This window comes from Methylosinus sp. KRF6, assembly GCF_018887255.1.
Taxonomy (GTDB): Bacteria; Pseudomonadota; Alphaproteobacteria; order Rhizobiales; family Beijerinckiaceae; genus Methylosinus; species Methylosinus sporium.
The window spans coordinates 470,131-495,103 of the sequence record NZ_JAHLJF010000001.1; the positions used below are offsets into that span (position 1 = coordinate 470,131).

Consider the following 24,973-nt stretch of genomic DNA (forward strand, 5'->3'; position numbering starts at 1 on the left):
TCGACTTCCACTAGGAGCCGCGAGCAGGACAGGATCTGAGGCGAAACGGAAATGACGCATCACCCCATGATTACGAATTTTCGTGCGCCGATCCAACTCGGAAAAAAGGCGGTTCCCGCCAAGGAGGAGCATGAGCTGAAGGCCAAGCTGCGGGCGGCGGGCCTTCGTCCCACCTCGCAGCGCATCTCGCTCAGCAAGCTGCTCTATGGCAATGGCGACCGCCATGTGAGCGCCGAAGCGCTCCACGCCGAAGCGCGCGAGGCCGGGCTGCAAATGTCGCTCTCGACCGTCTACAACACGCTCAACCAATTCGCCGACGTCGGCCTGCTGCGGGAGATCGCCGTGCAGGGACCGCGCACCTATTTCCACACACGCACCGCGCCGCATCATCATTTCATGGATGAGGTCAGCAAGCGCATGTTCGACGTGGTGGACGGCTCCATCGAATTCGCCAAGCTGCCCGCTCCGCCCGAGGGCATGGAGATCGTCGGCTGCGACGTCATCATCCGGCTGCGGCCGAAGCGGAAGGCGTAGCTTTCGAGGCTTGGTTAGCGCCCCTCCCTCACCCTCGCGGGAAAGGGTCGGGGAGGGGCCTTTTCCGATCAGCCGAGCAGCTTGGCGATCTCCGCCCTCAGCCCGTCGACTATGTCCGGGCGCGTCAGGCCGAAGGCGAGATTGGCGGCGAGGAAGCCGAGCTTCGATCCCGTGTCATAGGTCTTGCCGTCGAAGCGCACGCCGTGGAAGGCCTGTGAGCCGCTGAGCGTCACCATGCCGTCGGTGAGCTGAATCTCGCCGCCCGCGCCCTTCTCGCCTTTCGCCAGAATGTCGAAAATCTCCGGCTGCAGAATATAGCGGCCCGAGATCATCAGATTGCTCGGCGCGGTTCCGCGCGGCGGCTTCTCCACCATTCCGGTGATCTCGAAAGCGGCGCCGAAATCCTTGCCCACGGAGACGATGCCATATTGATGCGTCTCCTCCGGCGGCACTTCCTCCACCGCGATCACATTGCCGCCATGGGCCTCATAGGCCTCCACCGCCTGGGCGAGGCAGCGGCTCTGCTTGGGGCCATTGCCGAGCGTCACCATATCGGGCAGCAGCACGGCGAAGGGCTCGTCGCCGACGATCTCGCGCGCGCACCAGACGGCGTGGCCGAGGCCGAGCGGCGCCTGCTGGCGGGTGAAGCTCGTCGCGCCGGCGGCCGGCAGATCGGCGACCAGCGCGTCATATTCCTTGACCTTGCCGCGCCTTTTGAGCGTGTCCTCGAGCTCGTAGGCGATGTCGAAATGATCCTCGATGACGCCCTTGTTGCGTCCGGTCACGAAAATGAAATGCTCGATCCCGGCCTCGCGCGCCTCGTCCACCACATGCTGGAGCACGGGGCGATCGACGACGGTCAGCATTTCCTTCGGCACCGCTTTGGTCGCCGGGAGAAAGCGCGTGCCGAGGCCGGCCACAGGAAAAACAGCCTTGCGAATGCGTTTGCTCATGATTAGTCCATTTCGAGCGAGTGTGACCCGAGCGCGAGCGCGCGACGCCCGAGCAGGGTTTCGGAAAAGGCGCTAGCGCTTTTCCGAGAATATCCCGCAATGGCGAAAGACCAACGCCTAGTCCGAGCCGGGCCAGGATTCGTCCTTAACCATTGCCCGTTAATTTCCCGTGATGACGTCTTCAGCAGGAAGGGCGCGGAATGACCATCCTCGTGACCGGCGGCGCCGGCTATATTGGAAGCCATATGACGCTCGAGCTGCTCGACGCCGGCGAGAAGGTCGTCGTGCTCGACGATCTCTCCACGGGGTTTCGCTGGGCGGTTCCGCAAGAGGTTCAGCTCATCGTGGGCGATTTCGGCGACGCGGCGCTGCTGCGCGATATTTTCGCGCGGCACGATATTCAGTCGATCATTCATTTCGCGGCCAAGATCGTGGTCCCCGAGTCCGTCGCCGATCCTCTCGGCTATTATTCGAACAATACGGCAAAAGCGCGGGCTCTGCTGGAGGCGGCGGTGGAGGCCGGCGTGAGGCGTTTCATCTTCTCCTCGACCGCGGCCGTCTATGGCGATCCCGAGCATAATCCGGTGACGGAGGACGAGAGCCTGAAGCCGGTCTCGCCCTATGGCCGCTCCAAGCTGATGGTCGAGTGGATGCTCGAGGATGTCTCGCGCGCGCATGATCTCTCCTATGTAGCGCTGCGCTACTTCAATGTCGCCGGCGCCGATCCTCGAGGCCGCTCCGGCCAATCGACGCCCAAGGCGACGCATCTCATCAAGGTGGCTGTGCAGGCGGCGCTGGGGCTGCGCGCCGGCATGCAGGTGTTCGGGACCGATTATCCGACGCCCGACGGCACCTGCCTGCGCGACTATATCCATGTCACCGATCTCGCCCGCGCCCATCTCGACGCGCTGCGCCATTTGCGCGGGGGCGGGGAGAGCCTCGTCTGCAATTGCGGCTATGCGCATGGCTTCTCGGTGCTCGAGGTGATCGAAACGGTCAAGCGCGTCTCCGGCGTCGATTTCAAGGTGGATTTCGCCGCGCGCCGGCCGGGCGATCCCGCCGCCATCGTCGCCGCCAATGACCGCATCCGCTCGCGCCTCGGCTGGACGCCGCGTCACGATGATCTCGAGACGATCGTGCGCCAGGCGTTGGATTGGGAGCGCGAGCTCGCGGCGCGTAACGAAAGTGGAGCCTAGCATATATATTATAGAAACATTCCGATACTCTTCGGATAAGGGAAGAAATAGCCAGATTTTACAAGTATTTCTAGGAAAAATAGCCTCTGGGCGGCCGGCGCGGGTAAGTTTTGCGTAAGGCGGCGCGCGGACAGTCTCGCGCGTCCGCTCTCCTTCTCAGGATACGCAGAATGTCCATATCGAGTCTGGCCTCCAGCGCGGTTCAAACCGCCTATCATCATCATTCCCGTCCCCCGAAAGACGTCGACGACGCGACAGCGGCGGCGGCCGCGAGCGCTTCGACGACGACGAGCTCCACCTCCACCACGCAGACCAGCGCTGTCGATCCCAGCTCGGCGATCGACTTCCGCAGCCCGAGCTCGGGCCAACTCGCCTCGCTGCTCTTCGCCAGCGATTCCAGCTCGACCAGCTCCAGCGACGATTCCTCTTCGTCCTCGGATTCGAGTTTCGCCTCGACAGTCGCCAGTCTGCTGAAGGCGGTCGACGCCGGCGATACCGAGGCGGCCAAGACCGCCGCGTCGAGCCTACAGAGCCTGTTGCAATCGTCGTCGACCTCGGACTCGGCGAGCTCATCGTCGACCTCGTCGGACGGCCAATCCGGCTTCCTCTCCGATCTGCAGACGCTGGTCTCGGCGGTGCAGTCGGGCGACACGACGACCGCGCAATCGACGGCCAAGACGATCGAGAGCCATTTGCAGGCGCCGCCTCCGCCGCCTACTTCTGCATCCTCTTCCTCTTCCGACAGCTCGGATTCGACCGCGTCCTCCTTCGTCTCCGATCTGGCGACGCTGCTGAGCGCGGTGCAATCGGGCGATACGACGACGCAGAAGAGTTCCGCCGCGAGCCTCGAGAGCGATCTCGCTTCGCTGCTGTCGACATCGTCGACGGATTCCTCCTCATTGTCCTCGACGACGACCGATTCCTCGTCTTCCTCTTCGACCATAGTCGATGATCTGAAGACGCTGATCACCGCCGCCAAGAGCGGCGACGCCAGCGCCGCGCAATCGAGCGTCGAGGCGTTGTTGAAGGATCTCGTCGCTCAGCACGGCTCTCAGTCCTCGAGCGCTTCGCAGAACGCGTAAAAGAGCAGGGGCGGCCTCACCAGACCAGTTTGAGGCCGCCTCGTCCCGCATAGGATTGCGTGCGTCCGCCATATTCGCCCTCGAAGGAGGCGAAGAGCGCGACCGAAGCGCTCACATCGAGGCGCAATCCGCCTTTCACCTGCAGGTAATTCTCGTCGGGACGCGCGCCGGCGATGGTGAAAGCCGCCGAGGGGGCCGAGGCGAAGGATGCGAGAAGCGCGCGCGTCGGCTCGAATTCATGCACATAGGCGAGCGAGAGATCGGGCGTCAGCCGCCAGCCATTGTCGAGCGCGAAGCTGCGCTTGACGCGCGCGCCGAAATAGAGGGGCAGCGAGTCCGTCTCGCGCGCAGCGAAGGTGAGCGCGCCGAGGCCCGCAAAGCCCGGGAAGGCCGCCGTCGTCTCGGTGAATCCATCCGTCCAAATATGCGCCGTCTCGACAGCCGCGAAAGGCGTGGCCCTCAGCCCGAACAGATCGACGTCGCGTCCGATCTCGACGCGCGCGCGCAGCACGCGGCTCCCGAAATTCGCATTCGCCGTCTCGCCCGTCCCGAGGCCGAAGACCGAGCGGCGGGAGTAATTGTCGAAATCGGAGAAGGCGAGCGAGGCGGAGATATAGTTGGGATCGAAGGTGAAAACGCCATAGCCGCCGATGTGCCAGCCATGCGTGTCCACATGGGTCGAGCGCAGATCGGTCGAGGCTCCGCCGGCGCTATAGCCGCCCGCAAAGCCGAGCAGAAGATTGGGAAGCACCGCCGCATCGAGGCCGATGGCGCCGCCGCCGAGGCTCGTGCGCTGCGTCGCCGAGCCTTGCGCCGCGTCGCCGCCGAGGCGCGCGCTCTGGCCGAAGCCGGAGATCCACAGGCCCAGAGCCGCGCCGGCTCCTGCGTCGGACGCAGGGCGATCGGACCCTTTTTCGATTCCAGCGACGCATAGCCGAGGGCGGGAGTCGTCGCGGAAACGGAGAATCCATTGGCGTCGCGCGTCTCGCCCGAGCGCCAGAATTGTCCGGCGTCTGCGAGCGTCCCGCCGAACAGGCGGTTCGATTCGAGGCCGACATTCAGCGCGCCGGTGACGCCTTCGCCGGAGAGTCCGTCGAAGGCCGCGCGCGCGCCGGCCGCCGATTTGCCGACGACAGCGAGGAACAGGGGACTCGCCGTCGGCGTCGTGTCGAGCGCCGCGGCGACGGCGCGCTGATTGCGATTGGCCGCGACGCTCTGAAAGTACACGCCATTGCGCGAGAGCGTCAGAAAGGCGTTGTTGGCGTTATAGGAGAGCGAGGGCGTCAAAAAGGCGAGGTCGGTGGAGACCGAAGCGAAAGAGCCGCTGACGCCGCCCGTCGCCTGCACGATCGAATAGGTCGTGGCGGGGGCGTAATTGCCGGAGGCGGCGCTCACTTGCACCACGCCGCCGAGCGTTGCCGTTCCACCGACGACGATCTTATCCGCCGCGCCGGCGGCGTTGGCGTCGATCTGATAGACCGAGCCCGAGCGGAAAGTTGCGTCGCCGGTGATGGAGAGTGTGGAGATCGCGCCGGCGCCCGAGCCCGGCGAGACGAAGCCCGACAGATCGAGCGCGCCCAGCGCGCCGGAGCCCGACAGGCGCCCGCCGGCTGCGACCGTGACGAGATTGCCGATCGCGCCGGCGGCGACCAGCTCCGCGCCGCTGGCGACAGTGACGCCGCTCGAATAGCTCTGCGTTCCGGTGAGCGTCCACACGCCGTCATCGACGCTCAGCGTCTCGAAATTGAGCGCCCCGGCGAAAGTCCCCGTTCCCGAGAGCGAGATGCGGTCGTTTCCGGCGCCGCCATCCACCGTGCCGTTGATGACGGAGCCGGTGCGAATATTCAGCGTGTCGTCGCCGGAGCCGAAGACGATCGCCTGTCCGCCGCCGCCGGTGATGGTCCCGGAATTGGTGATCGTATTGTCGAGAGTGCTGGTGATGGCGATGCCATAGCGCGTCGTGCCCTCGATCGTCCCGGCGTTGGTGATCGTCACCGCGCCGAAGGCGGGCCCTTCTGAGCTATTGTCGACGAGAATGCCGTCCGCCTGACCGATAATGGTCGCGCCGGCCTTATTGTCGATGACGCCGCCGCCGATGGCGACGCCCTGGCTGGTGTTGGTCTTGCCGTCGGAGCCGACGCCCTTGGCGCCCGTGCCGCGGATCGTGCCGTAATTGGTGATATTGCCGATGTAATCGATATCGACGCCATCGCCATCGCCATTGGCGACGCCGGCGATATTGTCGATATCGCCCGAGATGAGGCCGTAATTGATCACCGTCCCGCCGACGTCGGAGCCGAAGCCCGAGCCGTTGCGGCCGATGATCTGTGCGCCCGCATAATTGGTGATGGTGATGGAGGAGCTGGTCGTATTCGCCGTGGAATCATAGCTGATGTTGATTCCGTGGCGCCCGCCAGAGATGATTCCGCCAGCGTAATTATTGACCGTTCCGCCCGTGCTGGTTTGAAAGTCGATCGCGTCGGCGCCGGTGTTGGTCTGGAAATTATTTGAGATGATCTGGCCGTAATTATTCACCGTGGCGTTGTTGCCGGGGCGTATGCCGTCGGCGTCGGCCGTCTGCAGCACGCCTGTCGCGAAATTATTGATGGTGATCGACGCCGTGCCGGCGACGACATTGCCGAAGTCGATCGCCTGGCCATTGTTCGAGCCCGTGCCCGTCGCCTGGATCAGCCCGTAATTATTGACGGTGATGGTCCCGGATTTGACAGCGGTTCCGATTTGCAGCGCATCGTTCTGCGATTGGATCGTCGCGCCCGCCTCATTGGTCAGCGTGAAGCTCATCGCGGTTCCGCTGTTGAAGCGGATCGCGCGCGTTCCTGTGCCGGTCGATTCGATCGTGCCGAAATTGTCGATGGCGACGCCGGTCGACGTCGACGTCTGATTCAGCGTCGGATTGGCGGAGGAGGTGAGCTTGCCCCCGGCGCCCACGGTGATCTTGTCGGCGCCGCCGAATGTCTTTTGGCCGGAGACGGTTGTATCGGCCGGGACATTTATGTCGGCTGCGACGGCCGCGGATGAGAATGAGAGAGAGGCGAAGAGCGCGAGCGGGCTGACGCGCGAGAGGAGAGGCGACATTGCGGTTCCGTTCCAGCTGGATCGGAACCCCTAATGGCGGCGGCGCATGACGCTTTGACGACAGCGCCGCAATGTCGCCCTTTTCTGTTCACCCCGTGTTGCGCAGGCCGGCCGCGACGCCATTGATGGACATGAGAATCCCCTGGCGAATGTCGTCGCCGGTCTGGCCGCCGCGGAAGCGGCGAATGAGCTCCACCTGCAGATAGTTGAGCGGCGCGATGTAGGGGAAGCGATGGTGCAGCGAGCGCGCCAGCGCCGGATTGTCGGCGAGCCGCTGGCTCGATCCGGTGAGATCGGCGAGCGCGGCGTTGGATCGGCTCCACTCCGCCTCTATCTCCCCATAAATGCGGTCGGCGAGCGCGTGATCCTGCACCAGGCCCGCATAGTGACGCGCGATCGAGAGATCGGTCTTCGACAGGATCATGTCGATGTTCGACAGAAGCGTGCGGAAGAAAGGCCATTCGCGATACATGCGCTTCAGCAGCTCGAGCTTGGAGCCGTCGTCGCCCTCGCGGAAGCGCGCGATCGCCGAGCCGAAGCCATACCAGCCGGGCAGAGCGAGACGCGCCTGACCCCAGGAGAAGCTCCACGGAATGGCGCGCAGATCCTCGATCTTGCGCGACGGCTTGCGCGAGGCCGGCCGCGAGCCGATGTTGAGCGAGGCGATTTCGGAGATCGGCGTCGAGGCGAAGAAATAATCGACGAAATCGGGGGTCTCGTAGACGAGGCCGCGATAGGCGTCCATGCCCCATTGCGCCAGCTGTTCCGCCACCTCGAGGAATTCCGGCGGCGGCGCCTTGCTGTGCGAGAGCAGCGTCGCCTCGAGGGTCGCAGCGACCAGCAGCTCGAGATTGATGCGGCCGATCTGCGGATTGGCGTATTTGGCCGCGATCACCTCGCCCTGCTCGGTGAGGCGGATTTGCCCGTTCACCGTTCCCGGCGGCTGCGCGAGAATGGCGTCATAGCTCGGTCCGCCGCCGCGCCCCACCGTGCCGCCGCGGCCGTGGAAGAGACGCATGGCGATCGACGGCAGGCTAGAGAAAAAATCCGCGAGCGCTGTAGAGGCGCGATAGAGCTCCCAAATGCTCGCGAGAATGCCGCCGTCCTTGTTGCTGTCGGAATAGCCCAGCATGATGTCCTGCTGCGCGCCGGAATTGGTGACGAGCTTGACGATTCCGGGCAGCGCGTAGAACTCGCGCATGATGACGGCGGCGTTGCGCAGATCGCCGATCGTCTCGAACAAAGGCACGATGATGAGATCGGCCGCGACGATATTGGCGTCGCGCGGATCGAGCGTGCCGCGCATCATGCCGCATTCCTTCTGCAGCAGCAGCACTTCCAAGAGATCGCTCACCGTCTCCGTATGGCTGACGATGTAATGGCGGATCGACTCGTGGCCATAGGTCTTGCGCATCTCCGCCGCGCGTTCGAAGATCGCCAGCTCGCTCGCCACATCTTCCGAATAGGCGGCGTCGACCAGCCGCACCGGCCGCGGATCGCCGAGCAGCTTCAGCAATAGGGCGCGCTTCTCCTCTTCCGAGAGAGCGGCGTAATCCGGCGCGACGCGCGCCTCGCGCAGCAGCGCGGCGATCGTCTCCTCGTGACGGTCGGAACTCTGGCGCAAATCGACCGTGGCGAGATGAAAGCCGAAGACTTCCGCCGCGCGGATCAGCGGCTCGAGCCGCTGCGTCGCGATCACCTCGCTGTGATGGCAGCGCAGGGAATCGTCGACGATTTCGAGATCGGCGAGAAAGGCGCGCGCATTGGGGTAGGGGTTCGCCGGCGCGACGGCATGGCGTTGCGCCTCCTGGCCGGTCAGCTCCTCGAGCGTCGCGGCGAGGCGGGCGTAGACGCCGATCAGCGCGCGGCGATAGGGCTCGTCGTCGCGATGCGGATTATCGTCGCCGGAACGCGCGGCGAGCGCTTCCAACGCCTGGCTGCAACCGGCGTAGCGGCGCGAGATGGAGAGCTCTGCGCCGAGCTCATGCACCTCGCTGAGATAGAAGCGCAGCGTCGTCTCGCTCTGCATTCGCAGCGCATTGGCGAGCGAGTCGGCGCGCACATTGGGATTGCCGTCGCGATCGCCGCCGACCCAAGTGCCCATACGCAGAAAGGGCGGAATGCGCAAGCCGCCGAGACGCTCTTCGATGTCGGCGTAGAGCAGCGGAATCTGGCGCAGGAAAGTGCTGCGATAATAGCTCAGCGTGTTGGCGATCTCGTCGCGCACGGTGAGCCGCGCCTGCCGCAAGAGCTCCGTCTGCCACAGCTGCGAGACGCGGGCGCGCAATTGCAGCTCATTATGGGCGAGTTCCGCTTTGCTGCGCGCGTGCTGGCGCGCCTGCAGCAGGGCGGAGATCGCGTGCTCGGCGTCGAGCAGGCTTTTTCGCCGCACCTCCGTCGGATGCGCGGTGAGGACGGGCGAGACCCAGCCATTGGAGAGCACTTGCGCCACTTTGCCCGGGCCGATGGACGCCTTGCGCAAATGGGCGAAAGTATTGGCGAGGCTCGGCGCGCCGGAGGCCTCGTCGCCCTGCAGCGGATGCAGATCCTCGGCGATATTGGCGAGATGCGAGAAATAGCTGAAGGCGCGGATGACGGTGACCGCCTCGCTCGCCGAGAGCGAGCGCAGCAGCGCCTCGAGCTTGTGATCGGCCTCCATATCGCCATTGCGGCTCACGGCCACGGAGAGGCGGCGGATGGTCTCGATACGCTCGAAGGCGGCGACGCCCTCCTGCTCCCGCACAGTGTCGCCGAGCAAGCGGCCGAGGAGGCGAATATCGGCGAGCAGCGACTGATCGTCGAGCAGGGCGGAGGAGCTGAAATTGGCGGCGTCTGTTTCGACTTGCATATGGGGCGTCGATCCTCGAGCGGGGGCGCCGTTGGCGCGGTAGGTCCTGCGAGCTATAGCAGATTTTGGACCGGAGGCGATGCGAGGCGAGGGGTACGGCGATCGGGTGAAGAGGCCAATAATCCTCCCCCTCATGCTGAGAAGGCTCCGTAGGAGCCGTCTCGAAGCACGAGGGGGAGTTCCAGATGGCCGCGCATGAAGGTTTCCTCGTCCTTCGAGACGCCGCTTCGCGGCTCCTCAGGATGAGGAAACCTTCACCCGATCGCTCTCGTATGGGCGAGAGCGCCGCCATCTCCCGCCGACCCCGCCATCCCGCTCCCTCCCTTGTCCCCTCCGCCTGTCCGACTTATAGACCTCGCTGCGGCCGTACCCTCAGTGAGCTCACGACCATGGAAGACGCGTCCTCGATTCTGATCCCCGCCGCCGTCGGCGCGCTCATCGGCGTGGCTTTCGCCTTTTTCGCGCGCTGGTCGGAGCGTTATCCGCAGGCGGGCTCGCGCCGCGCGCTGGCCTATGGGCTCATCGCCACCGCCGCGCTCTATGTCGGCCTCGCTTTCGCCTCGGACAATCCCAAGGCCTGGTTCGGCATAGAAATGACCGGCTTCGCCATTTTCGGCTCTTTCGCTCTGCTCGGCCTCGTCGGCTCGCCCTGGTGGCTCGCCGTGGGCTTCGCGCTGCATCCGTTCTGGCATTTGCAGTTCCATTATCTCGGCACGGGCTCGGAGTTCACGCCGGCGTGGTTCACGCTCGGCCTCACCGGTTTCGATCTGGCCGTCGCCGCTTATGTCGTCTATGCCATTCTGCGCGGAGCCGATCCGCAGCTCCAGCGCAGGCGGCCCTCCGCGGCCCTCGGCGAGAGCCTGGACGAACCGGGGCGCCCGCTCACGCGCAACGAACGCCGCATCGCCAAAAAATCGCGCTGAAACGCAAAGCCGCAGAGAGGCCCGCTCGATGAACGCTCCCGCCGATTTCACTCTCCGTCACGATTGGACGCTGGAGGAGATCGTCGCCATCCACGACGCGCCCCTGCTCGAGCTGATCGCGCGGGCGAGTGCGCTGCACAGCCGCTTCTTCGATCCCAATGACGTGCAGAAGGCGGCGCTGCTCAGCATCAAGACCGGCGGCTGCCCGGAGAATTGCTCCTATTGCTCGCAATCGGCGCATCACCGCGAGGTCAGGCTGGACCGCGTCGAGCTGATGCAGGTGGACGAGGTCCTCAGCGCCGCCAAGCGCGCGCGGGAGGCCGGGGCGGATCGCTTCTGCATGGGCGCGGCCTGGCGCCAGGCGCCCGAGGGCGAGCGTTTCGAATCCGTTTTGGATATGGTGCGCGGCGTGCGCGCGCTCGGTATGGAGGCCTGCGTCACACTCGGAATGCTCGATGACGGCCAAGCCGAGCGGCTCGTGGAGGCGGGCCTCACCGCCTATAACCACAATCTCGACACGGGGCCGGAGTTCTACGGCGAGATCGTCACCACGCGCACTTACGAGGATCGGCTGCAGACGCTCGCCGCCGTGCGCCGGGCCGGCATAGAAATGTGTTGCGGCGGCATTATCGGCATGGGCGAGAGCGTGCGCGACCGCGCCCATATGCTGCAGGTGCTGGCCTCCTTCGATCCGCATCCCGAGAGTGTGCCGATCAATGCGCTGGCCGCGATCGAGGGCACGCCGCTCGAGGGCCGCCCGCCGGTCGATTCGCTGGAGCTGGTGCGCATGATCGCGACGACGCGCATCCTCATGCCGAAGTCGCGCGTGCGCCTGTCGGCCGGCCGCTCCGGCCTCTCGCGCGAGGCGCAGATATTGTGCCTCGTCGCCGGGGCCAATTCTATTTTCTATGGCGAGAAGCTGCTCACGGCCGGCAATCCCGGCCTCGACGCCGACGCCGCGCTCTTTTCGGCGCTCTCCGCGCGAGGGCAGGGGGGCTGCGCGGCGAAGCAATAGGCGCCGCTGGCGGAAGAACGAGCGGGGAGAAGCAGATGCATGGGCAGGACCGCTTTCTCCTCGCCGGCGTGATGGGCTGGCCGATCTCGCATTCGCGCTCGCCCAAAATCCACAATTACTGGCTCGCGCGCTACGGCCTCGCCGGCGCGTATGTCCCGCTCGCCATAGAGCCGGGACGTCTCGAGGCGGCGCTGCGCGCGCTGCCGTCGTTGAATTTTTCGGGCTGCAATCTCACCATCCCCCATAAGGAAGCAGCGCTTTCCGTCGTCGACTCTCTGGACGCCGGCACCGAGCGAATCGGCGCGGTGAACTGCGTCGTGGTGGAAGAGGACGGAACGCTCGTCGGCCGCAATTACGATGGTTTCGGCTTCACCGCATCGCTGCGCGCGGCGGCGCCCATGTGGCGGGCGGACGCCGGGCCGGCGGTCGTCATCGGCGCGGGCGGGGCGGCGCGGGCCGTCATCGCCGGGCTCATCGACGCCGGCGCCGCGGAGGTGCGGCTGTTCAACCGCACGCTCGAGCGGGCGCAGAAGATCGCCGCAGATTTCGGCGCGCCGGTTTCGGCGTTCCGCTGGGAGGAGCGCGCCGAGGGCCTCACCGGCGCCGGACTCCTGGTCAATACGACGAATCAGGGCATGGTCGGCGAGCCGCCGCTCGATCTGACTTTGGATCGCCTGCCCGCGGCGGCGCTCGTCTCCGATATCGTCTATGCGCCTTTGGAGACGCCGCTGCTGGCCGCGGCCCGAGCGCGCGGCAATGTCGCCGTGGATGGGCTCGGAATGCTGATCCATCAGGCGCGGCCGGCCTTCCGCGACTGGTTCGGCGTCATGCCCGAGGCGACGCCGGAACTGCGCGCGCTGATCGAGGCCACGCTTTAGAGCGTTTCCAGCCGAAGTGGACGCCGGTTCGGCGTCGGAAACGCGTCAAAACAAATTGACGTGAGAACGAGCCTTGAGGCTCGCTTTTCGAAACCCTTCGACCCCGGCTTCGCATTCGGCCGAGCGCTGTCGCCTCATGCAACAAAAGCGGAGACGGCGAAGCGAAAGGGCGACCAGCGGCTCGACAGCTCGACGAATTCATTGGCGCGCTTCATGAAAGTCGAATAGCGCTCGCTGGCGAAGCGCGACTGCGCCTCCAGCGCGTCGCCGACCGTTCGGGCCTGGCCGAGCGCGAGCGCCAGATCGAAAACGGCGGCGGCGTTCTCATTGACGAGGTCGATCGTCTTCAGCGGCCAGAGACTCGGATCGAGCGCGATCGCTTCGGGTGTCGGCGCAGGGGTCTCGATCGTCGTGGCGATCACTGCGACGAGGGCGATCGGCGCTTCGGCGATGGGCTCGGAGACGATCTCCAGCGCCGGCTCGGATGTTTCGATGACGGGCTCGGCCGTCGTCACGCCCAATTCGACAGGCTCCAACGCGGCAGTGACGGTCTCTATCTCCACGGCCTCCAGCGCCGCGGCGACGGCCTCGATCTCAGCGGCCGGGACGGAGGAGGCGGGCGGCGCCGCCTCGGGCTCGTCGTCGTCCAGCGCGTCTTTCAGAGTGATCGGCGGCTCCTTCGGCGGCGCCGGGCGTTTGGAAGAACCTCTCGTATGGGTGGCCATCGCTTCGGGCTCCTGGTTTTTGGTGTCGCGCGCGCCCGAATCGTCTTCGGCTCGGTCGCCTTACTCACCCGCCAACGCACGCCATATCGTCATTCGTCGAGGCGCCGCGCGTCAGCGGCGCGGCGCCGTCGCAATCTCACTGCGCCGGCTCACTTGCCGGTCGTCGCCTTTTGCAACGCGGCGCCGAGCTCCTTGGCCTGACTCTGAATGGTCTCGACCTGGCTCTTCACATATTCCGCCTGCAGCTGGAGAACCTCCTGCGGGTCCTTGGCGCGGAGCAGTTTCTGGGCGAGGTCGAAAGCGGCGTTCACATTGGCTTCGGCGTAGCCGAGCGCCTTGGCGCTCACATCCTTGGCCCCGACCTGGAAGGTGGCGGTCGTCGTCTCGACGGAGCCGATCGCCTTATGCGCGGCTCCGGCGAATCCCTCGAACGCCTTGCGCGCCTGCTCGACGCTCTTCTCGGCGAAGTCGCGGACCTCGTTCGGTATCTGATAGATCGGATCGTTCACGAATGCTTCCTTCTGGTCGGGTCGGCCCGAGGCCGCCCGTCGGCCGAAGAAGGGGCGCCGGCCGACCGCCTGCGGCCGTTCTCGCGCATCGCGACAGGAACGGTACCGCCGATTCGAATATGGCTCAACTCATGCTGCATTGCAACATATTTATGGCCTCGAGGCGGCGCATCCGTTCATGATGAATCGTCGAAGCTTGTTAAAATGTCCGACGCCGCATAGACCAAGCCGCGCCGAACCTTTAAGTTTCTTTTAACCGATCCTTCACCTTCGATCGGCCGCGACGCGCGTTCCGCGCCGCTTTGTTCCGCGCCGTTCCGGCGCTTGTCGCGTCCGAAGAGGCGCTGTCGATATGAGCGAGCACGACAGGCTGGGGATCGAGAGCGAGGCGGTCGCCGCGCGGATCAGCGCCGATCCGGCCTTCGCCGCGCTCGAAGCGTCCGGGGCGCCGATCATCGCGGCCGCCGGCGCGCCGCTTTCGGTCGTCTACGCCAATGAATCCGCCATAGCGATATTCGGCGGGGATATCGCCGCGCTGAGCGAACGTCTGTTCGGCGGCGAGGAGCCCGGCGCGCGCCGGCTCCGCGAGCTCGCCGGAGCGCAGAGCCATGCGGCGGCTCCGCGGCTCGAGCGGCTGCGCTTTTCTTTCGGTCCGATCGCGCAGACGGCGACCGTGTTGTGCCGTGTCCTCGCCGGCGACGATGGATCGCCTCTTTTCCTCGTCGCAATGCTCGGAATGCGCGCCGCGGGGCAAGAGAGCGCGGCTCCCGGCGTCGCCGCGGAAGCTGCCGCCTCTTCCGCGCCGGAGCCGGCCGCCGCGCCGGAGCCCGAGGCTCCGCAACCGGCGCGTGTGGCGCGGCCGGAGCGCTTTCTCTGGCGTTCCGACGCCGATGGCCGGATTCTCGACGTCACTTCCGCCCTCGCCGAAATCGTCGGACGGGAGAATGGCGCCATCGCCGGTCGCCGGTTTCTCGATCTGGCCAGCGGGCTGCGGCTCGCCCCGGACGGCCGTCTCGCCGAGGCCTTCGCCTCGCATCGCTCCTGGAGCGGGGTCGAGCTCGACTGGCCGCTCGACGATCATTCGGCGCGCGTGCCGGTGACATTGGGCGCTCTGCCCGTCTTCGACGACGGGCGCTGTTTCGGCGGCTATCAGGGCTATGGCGTGCTGCATGTCGACAGGCTGCGCAAAGAGCCGGATCGGGAGCCGGAGAAAGAATCGCCGCCGGCCGCGCTCGAGCCGCCGACCCTGGCGGTGGTCCAGGCCGAGGCCGAGCCGGCGCAAATCGCCGGCGGCGCCAAGGTCGTCGCGCTGCGCCCGTCGCCGCGGCTCGAGGAGGCGACCGCCTCCATCGGCGAGGCGCTGTCGGCGAGCGAGCGCACAGCCTTCGACGAGATCGCCCGCGCGCTCGCCGCCGCGCAAAAACCCGCCAAAGGCTCGGTGCGCGACTTGTTCGAGACGATCGAGCAGGCGACGACCGGACAAGCCGCCGCGGCTCCGGCGGAGCCCGAGCCGGTCCACGAGCCCGAATCCGTCTGCGAGCCGTCGCCGTCGAATGAGAATAACGTCCTTCCGCGCGATCTTTCGCGCGCCGAGGCGCTGCTCGACCGCCTGCCCATAGGCGTGATGGTCGCGCGCGGGGCGGAGGTCCTCTACGCCAATCGCACGCTGCTCGATTATCTCGGCTATGGCGACGCTGCGGCGCTCGCCGGCGATGGCGGCGCCACTCGGCTCTTCGCCGGCCGCCGCCCGCCGACCGCGCCCGACGGAAGCGCGGGCGGCGTCCTCGAAGTGATCGATAGCGATGGCGAGCCGCTGGAGGCCGACGCGCGGCTGGAGCCGATCGAATGGGACGGCCTCGCCGCCACGCTCGTCACCTTGCGCAGCGCGCGCCCGGCTTCGGCCGCGCCCGTGTCGGCGCGAGCCGGCGCCTTGCGCAAGGAGCTGGAGGCGCGTCGCCTGGAGGCGGAGGAGTTGCGCGCCACGCTGGACGCGGTGAGCGACGCCGTGGTGGTGGTGGACGCCGATGGACGTCTGCGCAGCGTCAACGCCGCTTTCGGCCGGCTCGTCGGCGGCGAGGCGCGCGTGCTGCTCGGCTCCGGCCTCGCCTCATTGTTCTGCGACGCCGATCAGGGCGCGGTCGCCGATTTCCTCCGCCGGCCCCCGCCGCAAGAGGAGGGGCTTCAGCTCCCGCTCCAGGCGCATATGCGCATCGGCCAATTGCTCCCGGTACAGCTGACCCTCGCGCCGCTCGGCCCGCCACCCGAGCAGAGGCGGTGCGTCATTCTTCATGTCGTTCGTCGCCGCGGCTCGGACGACGAGCTCGAGGCCGCCCGCCGCGAGGCCGAGCGCGCCAGCGCCGCCAAGACCGATTTTCTGGCCAAGGTCAGCCATGAGATCCGCACGCCGCTCAACGCCATCATCGGCTTCGCGGAGGTGATGATGGAGGAGCGCTTCGGCGCCCTCGGCAATGAGCGCTACAAGGAATATCTCAAGGACATCCACACCTCCGGCGAGCATGTGCTGAGCCTCGTCAATGATCTGCTCGACCTTTCGAAGATAGAGGCGGGCAAGTTCGAGCTCGACGTCGAGCGCATCGACGCCAACGCCGTGATCTCCGAATGTGTGTCGATCATGCAGCCGCAGGCGAACCGCAGCCGCGTGGTGATCCGCCTGTCGCTGTGGCCGCGTTTGCCGCGCATCCTTGCCGACGGCAGGTCGCTGCGGCAGATATTGCTCAACCTTCTGTCCAATGCGGTGAAGTTCAACGAGGCGGGCGGGCAGGTGATCGTGTCGAGCGCCTTGACCGACGCCGGCTATGTGGTGATCCGCGTGAAGGATACAGGGATCGGCATGTCGGAGAATGAGATAGAGACGGCGCTCGAGCCGTTCCGACAGGTGGGCGCGTCGCGCGGCGGCACCGGCCTCGGCCTGCCGGTGACGAAAGCGCTGATCGAGGCCAATCGCGCCTCCTTCTCGATCAAGAGCCGCAAGAATCAGGGCACTTTGATCGAGGTCGCCTTTCCGCCGCCGCAGGTCCTCGCAGCGGAGTAGAAGCGGCCGCGAGCGCCGCCGTCCTGAATTGATGAGGAGCATTTCGAAGCGCATCTCCGATCGGAGCAGATATCGCCGAGGTCGTGGCGCGCGGGAGCCCGGTGACAGTGACAATCGATCTCAACGCCGATCTCGGAGAAGGATTCGGAGCCTGGCGCATGGGCGACGACGAGGCCATGCTCGATCTCGTCACCTCCGCCAATGTCGCCTGCGGCTATCACGCCGGCGATCCCGACATAATGGCGCGTTGCTTCACTCTGGCGAAGGCGCGCGGCGTCGCCATTGGCGCGCATGTGTCCTTTCCCGATCTCGCCGGCTTCGGCCGGCGCCGCATTCCCTATTCCGCCGCCGAGGTGGAGCGTCTCGTCGCCTATCAGATCGGCGCGGCGCAGGCGCTCGCGCTCTATAGCGGCCATCGCCTCACTTATGTGAAATGCCATGGCGCGCTCGCCAATGTCGCGGAGGTCGAGCCGGAGATCGCGCTCGCCGTGGCGCGGGCGATGCGCGCCGTCGACGCCGGCCTCACTCTGCTCGCCATCGCGCGCAGCGAGCAGGTGGCGGCGGCCGAACATGCGGGCGTTGCGATCGCCCATGAAGTCTTCGCCGATCGCGCCTATCTCGACGATGGACGGCTGAAGTCGCGCAGCCAGAAGGGCGCGGTGATCGAGGACCCCGATTGGGCCGCGGCGCGCGCGGTCAACATGCTGAGCGAGCAGGCGATCGTGACCGAGAGCGGCAAGCGGCTGCCGACGCCGATCGACTCCATCTGCGTGCATGGCGACACCGCCCACGCCGTCGAAATGACGCGGCGCCTGCGCGCGGCGCTAGAGCGCGCGGGCTATCAGTTGCTGCCCTTCGCGGCATCGCAGGCGTGAGCCGATGCGCTACGCCGCGCCGCGCTGTCTCGACGCCGGCGAGGCGGCGCTGGTGGTCGAGTTCGGCGACAGCGTCGATCCTGCGATCAACGCCGAGGCGCTGGCGCTGGACGCGGCTCTGCGCGCCGCGCCGCTCGCTGGAATCGTCGAGACGGTTCCGACCTATCGCTCGCTGATGATTCACTACGATCCGCTGGCGCTCACGCGCGCCGCGCTCGTCGCTCATGTCGAGGCGCTGGAGAGAGCGGCGCCGGCGCGCGCCGCTGCGAGCGTCCGCTGGATCATTCCCTGCTGCTACGCGCCGCCGCATGGCGAGGATATCGCGGCGGCGGGCGAGGCGCTTTCGCTTTCGCCCAGCCAAGTCGCGGCGCTTCATTCGGGCGCCGACTATCGCGCCTACATGTATGGATTCGCGCCGGGCTGGTGCTATCTCGGCGGCCTGCCTTCGGCGCTGGCCGTTCCGCGCCGCGCCTCTCCACGCGGGCCGACGCCGCGCGGCGCCGTGCTCATCGGCGGCGGCCTCTCGCTCATCGGCGCCGATCCCATGCCGACCGGCTGGTATGTCCTCGGCCGCACGCCAGAGCGGATGTTCGCGCCGGAGCGCGATCCGTCCTTTTTCGTCGAGGTCGGCGACGCGCTGCGCTTCGAGCCGATCGACGAAGCGACATTTCGCGCGCTCGAGCAGAAAAGCGCGCGCGGCGAGATGATCGCGCGACGTGAGACGATGGCATGAGCGCGCGGCTGATTGCGCGCGCGGCGGGGCCGGGCGTCACTGTGCAGGACGCCGGGCGACGCGGCAGCCTGCGCTTCGGCGTGACGCCGGCCGGGCCGATGGACGCCCGCGCCTTCGCCGCCGCCAATCTCGCGGCGGGCGCCGCTATGGGCGCTGCGGCGATCGAGGTCTCGCTCGGCGGATTGGAGCTGACGGCGGAAGGCGAGACGATCGGCCTCGCCATCGCCGGCGGCGAATTCGACATTCGCCTGGACGGCGCGCCGCTTCCCTCCGCTTGCGCTCTCGCGCTGGAGCCGGGCGTCCGGCTCTCCATTCGCGCGGGGCGGAGCGGGGCCTGGTGCTATGTCGCAATCGCGGGCCGCATCGATCTGCCGCCGACGCTGGGCTCGCTCGCCACGCATACGCGCTCTTCCATGGGCGGGCTCGAGGGGCGGGGACTGCGCGCCGGCGATAGTCTGCCGCTCGCCGATCTCGCCGCGCCGCCGCGGGCGTTGCTGGCGCTCGAGGCGCCTTGGCTCGCCGCCTCGGAGGAGCCGATCCGCGCCGTGCTCGGGCCGCAGGCGGATTATTTCACGCCAGAGGCGATCGGCGAATTTCTGTCGACGCGCTGGCGGGTCGGGCAGAGGAGCGATCGCATGGCCTATCGGCTGGAGGGCGCGCGCCTCGCTCACGCCAAAGGCCATGACATCGTCTCGGATGGGGTGGCGCTCGGCGCGATACAGGTTCCGGGCGATGGCGCGCCGCTCGTGCTGATGGCGGATCGCCAGCCGACCGGCGGCTATCCGAAGATCGCCAATGTCATCGGCGCCGATATCGGCCGCTTCGCGCAGCGGCGGCCGGGCGAGGCCTTTTCCTTTGCCGCTGTGTCGATCGAGGAGGCCGTCGCGGCGCGGCGCGCGCAGAGCGAGGCGGTCGACGCGGGCGTGCGGCTCCGTCCCATGGGCGGGGAGATTTCGACGGAATTGCTGCTGTCCGCCAATTTGATCGGCGGCGTCGCCGACGCAAATCTGCCGTTGGAGAAAGAGTAGGGTTCGCCCCGCCCGCGATAGCGCGACCGGATTCGCACATCATCGAGCGCTGCGGCCGTCCTGGCCGGGGCAGGATGTCGCGAGGGCCCTCGAGGCCGAGATAGAAGCGCCGCTTCCGACGCGCGCCTCATTCGTTCGGTCGGAGCGCCGGGCCTTTATCGCGCGCGCCGTTGCGCGTAAATTCCAGACCTGCGCCGCCGCGGCGGCGAGAACGATAAAAAAGCGGGCCGCGAGCGCGCGCAAAGGGAGAGCCAATTGTCCTATCTGCAGACGATCTGGGGCTATTTGTCGTGGAGCGACAAATGGGTCCTCGCCATCAATGTCTTTCTCGCCGTCATCTTCTTCGCCTCCTGGCGCAACAAGAAGCGCCGCCAGAAACAGGGCGAGTGAACGCGCTCAGCCGCCGCGCAGGCTCGCCGCCGTCTGGCCGAAGAGGATTTTGCGCTCCTCCTCGGTGAAGCCGTCGCGCGGGCGCGAAACGGCCTCGCCCTTCGCATAGGCGCGCTCGACCGCCGGCCGCGCGCGCATCGTCTCGAACCAGCGTTTCACATTGGGAAAATCGTCGAGATTTTGTCCCTGCCGCTCATAGGGGACGATCCAAGGATAGGCGGCCATATCGGCGATGGAATAATCGTCGGCGATGTAGTCCCGTCCCGCGAGGCGCTTGTCCAGCACGCCATAGAGGCGATTGGTCTCGTTCACATAGCGATCGATCGCGTAAGGAATCTTCTCCGGCGCGTAATTGCGGAAATGATGGTTCTGCCCGGCCATGGGGCCGAGCCCGCCGACCTGCCAGAACAGCCATTCCAGAACGCGCGCGCGGCCGCGCAGATCGCTCGGCAGAAAGCGGCCCGTCTTCTCGGCGAGATAGACGAGCACGGCGCCGGATTCGAACAGCGACACGGCCGCGCCGCCATCGGCCGGCGCATGATCGACGATCGCCGGCATTCGATTGTTCGGCGAGATGGCGAGAAAGGCGGGAGCAAATTGCTCGCCTTTGGAAATGTCCACCGGAACGATTTTATAGGCGAGCCCCGCCTCTTCGAGAAAGATCGTGATCTTATGGCCATTGGGCGTCGGCCAGTAGTGGAGGTCGATCATGTCGCGGCTCCGTGTCGCGTGAGGGGAGCGAGTAGCGAATAATTGCGCAGTCGATCGCTCCGCCGCTATTTTCTACTCGCTACTCGCTACTCGCTACTCGTTACTCGCTCTTCCCAACGGAATCGCGACATAGAATATCGATCCGAGCCCGGGCTGCGACGTCACCGACAGCCGCCAGCCATGGCGATCGGCGATCGATTTGCAGATCGCGAGGCCGATGCCGGTGCCGGGATATTTGCCTTTGGGATGCAGGCGCTTGAACGGCTCGAAGACGAGATGCTCGTATTTGCTCTCGAAGCCTATGCCATTATCGGCGAAGGAAACGACGATCTCGCGCTCGCTCTGCGTCGCCCGGATGACGACGTCCGGCGCGCAATCGGGCTTGCGATATTTGAGCGCATTGGAGACGATGTTATGCGTCAGCCGCGCGAATTGCGAGCGGTCGGCGCGAATGGGGACATGCGGCGCCTCGATGCGCAGGCGCGCGTTGGTTTCCGCGATCGTCTCGGAGAGATCGTTCACGGCGAGCTCTATCTCCTCGCGCAGATCGAGCTCCTGCACATTCTGCGCGTCATTGATCGCGCGCGAATAGGTGAGAAGATCGTCGACGAGCTCGCGCGCGCGCAGAGCGGAGGAGCGCATGACGCTATTGGCGTAGCTCATGTCGGTCGCATTGGCGCTGGAGATCGCATGTTCGAGAATATCGGAGAAGGCGGCGATCTTGCGCAGCGGCTCCTGCAGATCATGCGAGGCGACATAGGCGAATTGCGCGAGCCGCTCATTGGCGCGCTCGAGCTCCGCCGCGCGTTGCGACAGCGCATTCTCGGCCTCTCGTCGCGCCGTGATGTCGAGCACGGTCGCCAGCACGATGGGGCCGCTCTCGCTCTCGATCGGCGTCAGCCCGATCTCGACAGGAAACTCGCTGCCGTCGCGGCGCGTCGCCTTGAGATCGCGGCCCACTCCCATCGGTCGCTTGCTCGGATGGGCGAAGAAGCTCCGCCGCAAGCTGGCGTGTGTCGCCCGCATATGCGCGGGGACGAGAATATCGATGGACTTGCCGACCAGTTCGTCGCTACGATAACCGAACATTCGCTCGGTCTCCGCGTTGACGAATTGGATGAGGCCGTCGGCGCTGCTGACGATCATGGCGGCGGGCGCCGATTCCACCGCCAGGCGAAAGTGGTCGTCGCCTATGCTGTCGAAACTCATCCTCGCACCCCTTTCGTGCGCATTCGCGGCGCTCGTCGGCTGCGCGCGGGGCGGCCGCATCCTATCTTAGAGGAAACAGCGTCGGAGAAACGAGCGCAATCGAGAAGATGGGGATTGTGATGTCGGCTGTCGAGACGAAGAACCGGGCCTGCCGCGTTTTAATCATCGAGGATGATCAGGACGACGTCTTCTTGTTCAAGCGGGCGCTCGAATCCGTGCGTTCCATGCTGGAGCGCGACATAGAATGCGAGCAGGTGGACAATGGCCTCGATGCGATCTTTCTCGTCTCGCGCGAGGAGATCACGGACAAGCTTCCGGACGTGCTGGTGCTGGACCTCAACATGCCGCGGCTCGACGGGGTGAAGTTTCTCAAGTCGCTGCGCCGCTCGCTGCTGCTGAAGGACTTGCCGGTCTATGTGCTGACGACCTCGACCGCGCCGTCGATCCATGAGGAGGCGATGCGCGCCGGCGCCGACAAGGTCTTCGTCAAGCCCAATGATGCTGAGGCGCTGCTGGCGATCGCGCTGGAGATCGTGACCTCGGCGCTGGAGCGCCGCTCCGGCGGCGAGAACGCGACGCCGACGCTTCAGTAATACCAGAGGCCATTGTGCAGCCCGCGCGGCGACTGCGGCGGCGCCGGGCGCGGCGGCGGGGCGACGTCGTCGCCATAGCCATAGCCGCCATACGGGGCGCCATAGGCGTAGGGCGCTTGTCCCGGGTAACCGCCCCCCGGATAATCGCCCGCATTCCGGTGACGGCTGCGCTGGCGCTCACGCTGCTCGGCGAGACGCTCGCGCGCCTCCCAGAGATCATGGCGGCGCTGTTCCTCGGCGGCCCGGGACTGTTGCGGGGCTGCGCTCTCCCGGGCGCGCGGGGCGCCGAAAGGCTCGGCCTCGGCGGCGGTCGCGAGCGCGACGCCGGCGACGATCGATGCGACGAGCAGGACTTTCGACATGGAGCGGCTCCGATCATGAATCGAAGCGTAGTCTAGACCATGGCGCCGCCGATCGTCCGCGCCGCGCGCGGATGTGGTTAAGCGCGCCTCTCGCTCGCCGGCGCGCCGCAAGATTTTTTTCAATTTTTGTGCAAGATTTTTTCATTTTGTGGATGGTCGCCGAGCTCAGCCCTTCGGCCGATGATCGATCCGCAGCGCCTGGCCGGCGCGATCGGCCAGCGCGGATTGGATGCGGCCGGTCAGCACGGCCAGAATCCACGGCATCCAAACCTCTATACGCAGCGAATCGGCGAGCACGTCGATGCGCGCCTGCATATTGTGGCCGAAGGCGCCGATTTTCAGATCGGCGGCGTTTTCGGTCCAGGCGACTTCGGAATGGGCGAGCTTGTCCACATAGTCCCGCCGCAGCTGATCGAGCCCGGCCGCGACGCGCGCCCGCGCGGTTTCGACGCCGAGATCATGGCTCACGGTGACGACGATGGATTTTTGCATAGCGAGGCTCCCGTGCCGCCAATCTAGGCGCCGAGAGACGGATTTCACAGGGGCCGCTCCCCTATCGGAATAATTTCAAGCAAATCCACCGAAATTCACGCAGGGTCTGCGGTTTGCCCGAGGGGTTCGAAGGGCCGATCTGCGAGGAGCGAAGGGCGGCTTCGACCGCCCTTCGTCCGATTGTTCAGCGATTATTGCTGCCGTTGTTGTTACCGTAATTATTGCTGCCGTTGTTGCTGCCGTAATTATTGCTGCCGTTAAAGCTTCCGGCATTCGAGTTGCCGTTGTTGCTGCCGACGTTTCCGCTTCCGTTTCCGCTTCCGCGATTATAATTGCCATTGTTGCTGCCGACGTTTCCGTTTCCGTTGCTTTGAGCGAAAGCGGGAACTCCGAGCGCGGAGGAGCAAACGAGGCCGATAGCAAAAGCCAACACGATTCCCTTCAGCATTGTGATTCTCCGAGTCTATTAAGATATAAAACAACTATATGATAGTATTAATAGCGATTATGTCAATCCATGGTGGATTAGATATTTCACGTATTTAGATATATTAATAACTGTAATCAGTTTTATAACATATATATTATCAATGTGTAGCTATTACGTATCGGAAAACAACTAATGGCAGGGCTGTTGCTAGAGCGCGACGATCGTCGGAGCGAGAGCGGAGCGCTTTTCCTGGCCAGCATCATCTTTTGCGGATGATGGTTTTCGATTTGATGAATGAGGTGAGCCGGCGCTACACGGGATCGTGGACAGAAGCGCGCGGGCTCGGGTCTCGGCCGTAGCGACGCGCTGGCGAATATCGCGGGTCTGAAGGGAAGTGCGGCCTTTGCCGGACGCTGGCGGAAAAAGGCGGCTGGCTCCCCGAGCAGGACTCACATTATTTAGCTATTTACATGTTTTTATGCGATAAAAATGTCCACAAAAATTATTAATACCAGCAGATTTACCAGCTTTGACGCCACAATTGACTGGTGGGAGTCCTGCCGGCGTCGATTACTGGGCATCGGGACGAGTTTTCAGAGCCCTCTCTCTCGATCCCCTATTTTATGGTGTCGGCCTCAGCCGTGGCCTTCGTCCCTCTCCCTACAGGATTCCGGACCGCGAATTCATTCTGAGCCGTGCGGTTAGTTTTCTTGACATCATTCCGGCATTCGCCGAGACTGCACATAAGGTCCTTCGATCCGCAGCGCGGACGAAGGGTATCAGCGTAATGCTCTCCCACTCATGGGATTGAGCAAACAGCGCGGCGGGTCCGCTTTCAGCGGCGAAGCAAACAGCCATACAGAAACAGAAACTGTAATCGAAACGCCGCCACTCGTGCGCTTTGCTGCGTGCTGTGACGGCTCACAGAGAGATCGTTCATGTCATCTAATCAGCCTACCCAGAACTTGCTCGATAGCTCGGTTATCCTCGATCCGGTGATCGCAGGACTGCCGCGACTGTTGAGCGTCCAGGAAACCATCCGTGTTCTCGGGATCGGTCGGACCAAGTTTTACCAGATGATCGAATCCGGTGAAGCGCCGCCGAACCTCGTGATCGGCGGGAAGCGATTGTTCGCCGTCGACGACGTGGCGAATTGGATCAATGCAAAGAAGCGCCAGAGCGCTGCCTAATCCGAAAGGTAATATATGAATCCCCTCGATAAGTAGCGTCTCGAAGTCTCTGACTATTTCGACGCTGTAGGCCTCCAGCGTAACGCGAGCAAGTTACATGCTGTCTTGCCGGCGATCGTCGAGGCCAGCGCTAAGTTGATTGCGGCGAC

Annotated in this window: 23 protein-coding genes and 1 pseudogene; 13 read left to right on the plus strand and 11 right to left on the minus strand. The window is 65.4% G+C overall.

The genetic code is table 11. The annotated features are described in order from the left end of the window. The first annotated feature begins 51 nt into the window (after positions 1–51). A complete protein-coding gene (irrA, locus tag KP010_RS02250) occupies positions 52–534 on the plus strand; it encodes an iron response transcriptional regulator IrrA (protein ID WP_108917636.1) in 483 nt (160 codons plus the stop codon). A gap of 68 nt (positions 535–602) precedes the next feature. Here the strand turns inward: irrA and KP010_RS02255 are convergent, their stop codons facing one another. Continuing rightward, entirely contained in the window at positions 603–1,487 is an 885-nt protein-coding gene (locus tag KP010_RS02255; protein WP_216280362.1) for a UTP--glucose-1-phosphate uridylyltransferase, read from the minus strand. Between the two features lie 200 nt (positions 1,488–1,687). Between KP010_RS02255 and galE the strand changes: the two genes are divergently transcribed. Then, a complete protein-coding gene (gene galE, locus KP010_RS02260) occupies positions 1,688–2,683 on the plus strand; it encodes a UDP-glucose 4-epimerase GalE (RefSeq protein WP_142863993.1) in 996 nt (331 codons plus the stop codon). A 170-nt stretch (positions 2,684–2,853) separates the two neighbouring features. Then, a complete protein-coding gene (locus KP010_RS02265) occupies positions 2,854–3,765 on the plus strand; it encodes a hypothetical protein (protein WP_142863992.1) in 912 nt (303 codons plus the stop codon). 16 nt (positions 3,766–3,781) lie between these two features. Here the strand turns inward: KP010_RS02265 and KP010_RS22580 are convergent, their stop codons facing one another. From KP010_RS22580 to ppc, 3 genes and pseudogenes are all read right to left on the minus strand, one after another. Further along, the gene (locus tag KP010_RS22580; RefSeq protein ID WP_142863991.1) at positions 3,782–4,888 is read right to left on the minus strand and encodes an autotransporter outer membrane beta-barrel domain-containing protein; all 1,107 of its coding nucleotides are present in this window, start codon (positions 4,886–4,888) and stop codon (positions 3,782–3,784) included. Beyond that, positions 4,873–6,861, minus strand: a pseudogene (locus KP010_RS22585) (beta strand repeat-containing protein); the annotation flags it as partial. The gene KP010_RS22580 and the pseudogene KP010_RS22585, both read right to left, overlap by 16 nt. Before the next feature lie 88 nt (positions 6,862–6,949). Further along, positions 6,950–9,709, minus strand: a complete 2,760-nt coding sequence (gene ppc / locus KP010_RS02280; protein ID WP_216280363.1) for a phosphoenolpyruvate carboxylase — start codon at positions 9,707–9,709, stop codon at positions 6,950–6,952. A 389-nt stretch (positions 9,710–10,098) separates the two neighbouring features. On the opposite strand from ppc, the gene KP010_RS02285 reads away from it, so the two are divergent. The 3 genes from KP010_RS02285 to KP010_RS02295 are packed head-to-tail and all read left to right on the plus strand — an operon-like array spanning position 10,099 to position 12,525. Further along, complete coding sequence (locus KP010_RS02285; RefSeq protein ID WP_142863988.1) at positions 10,099–10,632, plus strand: hypothetical protein; 534 nt, start codon at positions 10,099–10,101, stop codon at positions 10,630–10,632. Positions 10,633–10,660: 28 nt separating this feature from the next. Further along, entirely contained in the window at positions 10,661–11,647 is a 987-nt protein-coding gene (bioB, locus tag KP010_RS02290) for a biotin synthase BioB (protein WP_216280364.1), read from the plus strand. Positions 11,648–11,682: 35 nt separating this feature from the next. Next, the gene (locus KP010_RS02295; protein ID WP_142864631.1) at positions 11,683–12,525 is read left to right on the plus strand and encodes a shikimate dehydrogenase; all 843 of its coding nucleotides are present in this window, start codon (positions 11,683–11,685) and stop codon (positions 12,523–12,525) included. A 134-nt stretch (positions 12,526–12,659) separates the two neighbouring features. On the opposite strand, the gene KP010_RS02300 is transcribed toward KP010_RS02295, so the two are convergent. Together KP010_RS02300 and KP010_RS02305 are read right to left on the minus strand one after the other, a co-directional pair. Continuing rightward, positions 12,660–13,250 (minus strand): phasin family protein, encoded by a 591-nt coding sequence (locus KP010_RS02300; protein WP_142864630.1) that lies wholly within the window; start codon positions 13,248–13,250, stop codon positions 12,660–12,662. 149 nt (positions 13,251–13,399) lie between these two features. Continuing rightward, complete coding sequence (locus KP010_RS02305) at positions 13,400–13,759, minus strand: phasin (protein ID WP_108917646.1); 360 nt, start codon at positions 13,757–13,759, stop codon at positions 13,400–13,402. A 352-nt stretch (positions 13,760–14,111) separates the two neighbouring features. Here KP010_RS02305 and KP010_RS02310 point away from each other — a divergent pair, with 352 nt between their 5' ends. From KP010_RS02310 to KP010_RS23020, 5 genes are all read left to right on the plus strand, one after another. After that, positions 14,112–16,811 (plus strand): HAMP domain-containing sensor histidine kinase, encoded by a 2,700-nt coding sequence (locus KP010_RS02310; RefSeq protein ID WP_142864629.1) that lies wholly within the window; start codon positions 14,112–14,114, stop codon positions 16,809–16,811. A 107-nt stretch (positions 16,812–16,918) separates the two neighbouring features. Then, entirely contained in the window at positions 16,919–17,686 is a 768-nt protein-coding gene (locus KP010_RS02315) for a LamB/YcsF family protein (RefSeq protein ID WP_142864633.1), read from the plus strand. A gap of 4 nt (positions 17,687–17,690) precedes the next feature. Then, positions 17,691–18,419, plus strand: a complete 729-nt coding sequence (locus tag KP010_RS02320) for an allophanate hydrolase subunit 1 (protein ID WP_216280365.1) — start codon at positions 17,691–17,693, stop codon at positions 18,417–18,419. Beyond that, positions 18,416–19,447, plus strand: a complete 1,032-nt coding sequence (locus tag KP010_RS02325; RefSeq protein WP_142864627.1) for a biotin-dependent carboxyltransferase family protein — start codon at positions 18,416–18,418, stop codon at positions 19,445–19,447. The genes KP010_RS02320 and KP010_RS02325 overlap by 4 nt, the downstream gene beginning before the upstream one ends. A gap of 255 nt (positions 19,448–19,702) precedes the next feature. Continuing rightward, positions 19,703–19,837, plus strand: coding sequence for a hypothetical protein (locus KP010_RS23020; protein WP_255461818.1), 135 nt, complete (start codon positions 19,703–19,705; stop codon positions 19,835–19,837). Positions 19,838–19,843: 6 nt separating this feature from the next. On the opposite strand, the gene KP010_RS02330 is transcribed toward KP010_RS23020, so the two are convergent. Together KP010_RS02330 and KP010_RS02335 are read right to left on the minus strand one after the other, a co-directional pair. Continuing rightward, entirely contained in the window at positions 19,844–20,548 is a 705-nt protein-coding gene (locus tag KP010_RS02330) for a glutathione binding-like protein (protein WP_142864626.1), read from the minus strand. Positions 20,549–20,641: 93 nt separating this feature from the next. Next, positions 20,642–21,757, minus strand: a complete 1,116-nt coding sequence (locus KP010_RS02335; RefSeq protein WP_142864625.1) for a PAS domain S-box protein — start codon at positions 21,755–21,757, stop codon at positions 20,642–20,644. 119 nt (positions 21,758–21,876) lie between these two features. On the opposite strand from KP010_RS02335, the gene KP010_RS02340 reads away from it, so the two are divergent. After that, the gene (locus KP010_RS02340) at positions 21,877–22,350 is read left to right on the plus strand and encodes a response regulator (protein WP_108917653.1); all 474 of its coding nucleotides are present in this window, start codon (positions 21,877–21,879) and stop codon (positions 22,348–22,350) included. Here KP010_RS02340 and KP010_RS02345 read toward each other — a convergent pair. From KP010_RS02345 to KP010_RS02355, 3 genes are all read right to left on the minus strand, one after another. Continuing rightward, the gene (locus tag KP010_RS02345) at positions 22,344–22,712 is read right to left on the minus strand and encodes a hypothetical protein (RefSeq protein WP_142864624.1); all 369 of its coding nucleotides are present in this window, start codon (positions 22,710–22,712) and stop codon (positions 22,344–22,346) included. The genes KP010_RS02340 and KP010_RS02345 overlap by 7 nt on opposite strands. Before the next feature lie 165 nt (positions 22,713–22,877). Beyond that, positions 22,878–23,204 carry a polyhydroxyalkanoic acid system family protein gene (locus KP010_RS02350; RefSeq protein WP_142864623.1) on the minus strand — a complete coding sequence of 109 codons (327 nt, stop codon included), beginning with the start codon at positions 23,202–23,204 and terminating at the stop codon, positions 22,878–22,880. 184 nt (positions 23,205–23,388) lie between these two features. After that, on the minus strand, positions 23,389–23,652 hold the full coding sequence (locus KP010_RS02355) for a hypothetical protein (RefSeq protein WP_142864622.1): 264 nt from the start codon (positions 23,650–23,652) through the stop codon (positions 23,389–23,391). A gap of 920 nt (positions 23,653–24,572) precedes the next feature. Between KP010_RS02355 and KP010_RS02360 the strand changes: the two genes are divergently transcribed. Further along, positions 24,573–24,824 (plus strand): AlpA family transcriptional regulator, encoded by a 252-nt coding sequence (locus KP010_RS02360; RefSeq protein ID WP_142864621.1) that lies wholly within the window; start codon positions 24,573–24,575, stop codon positions 24,822–24,824. Positions 24,825–24,973 lie beyond the last annotated feature (149 nt).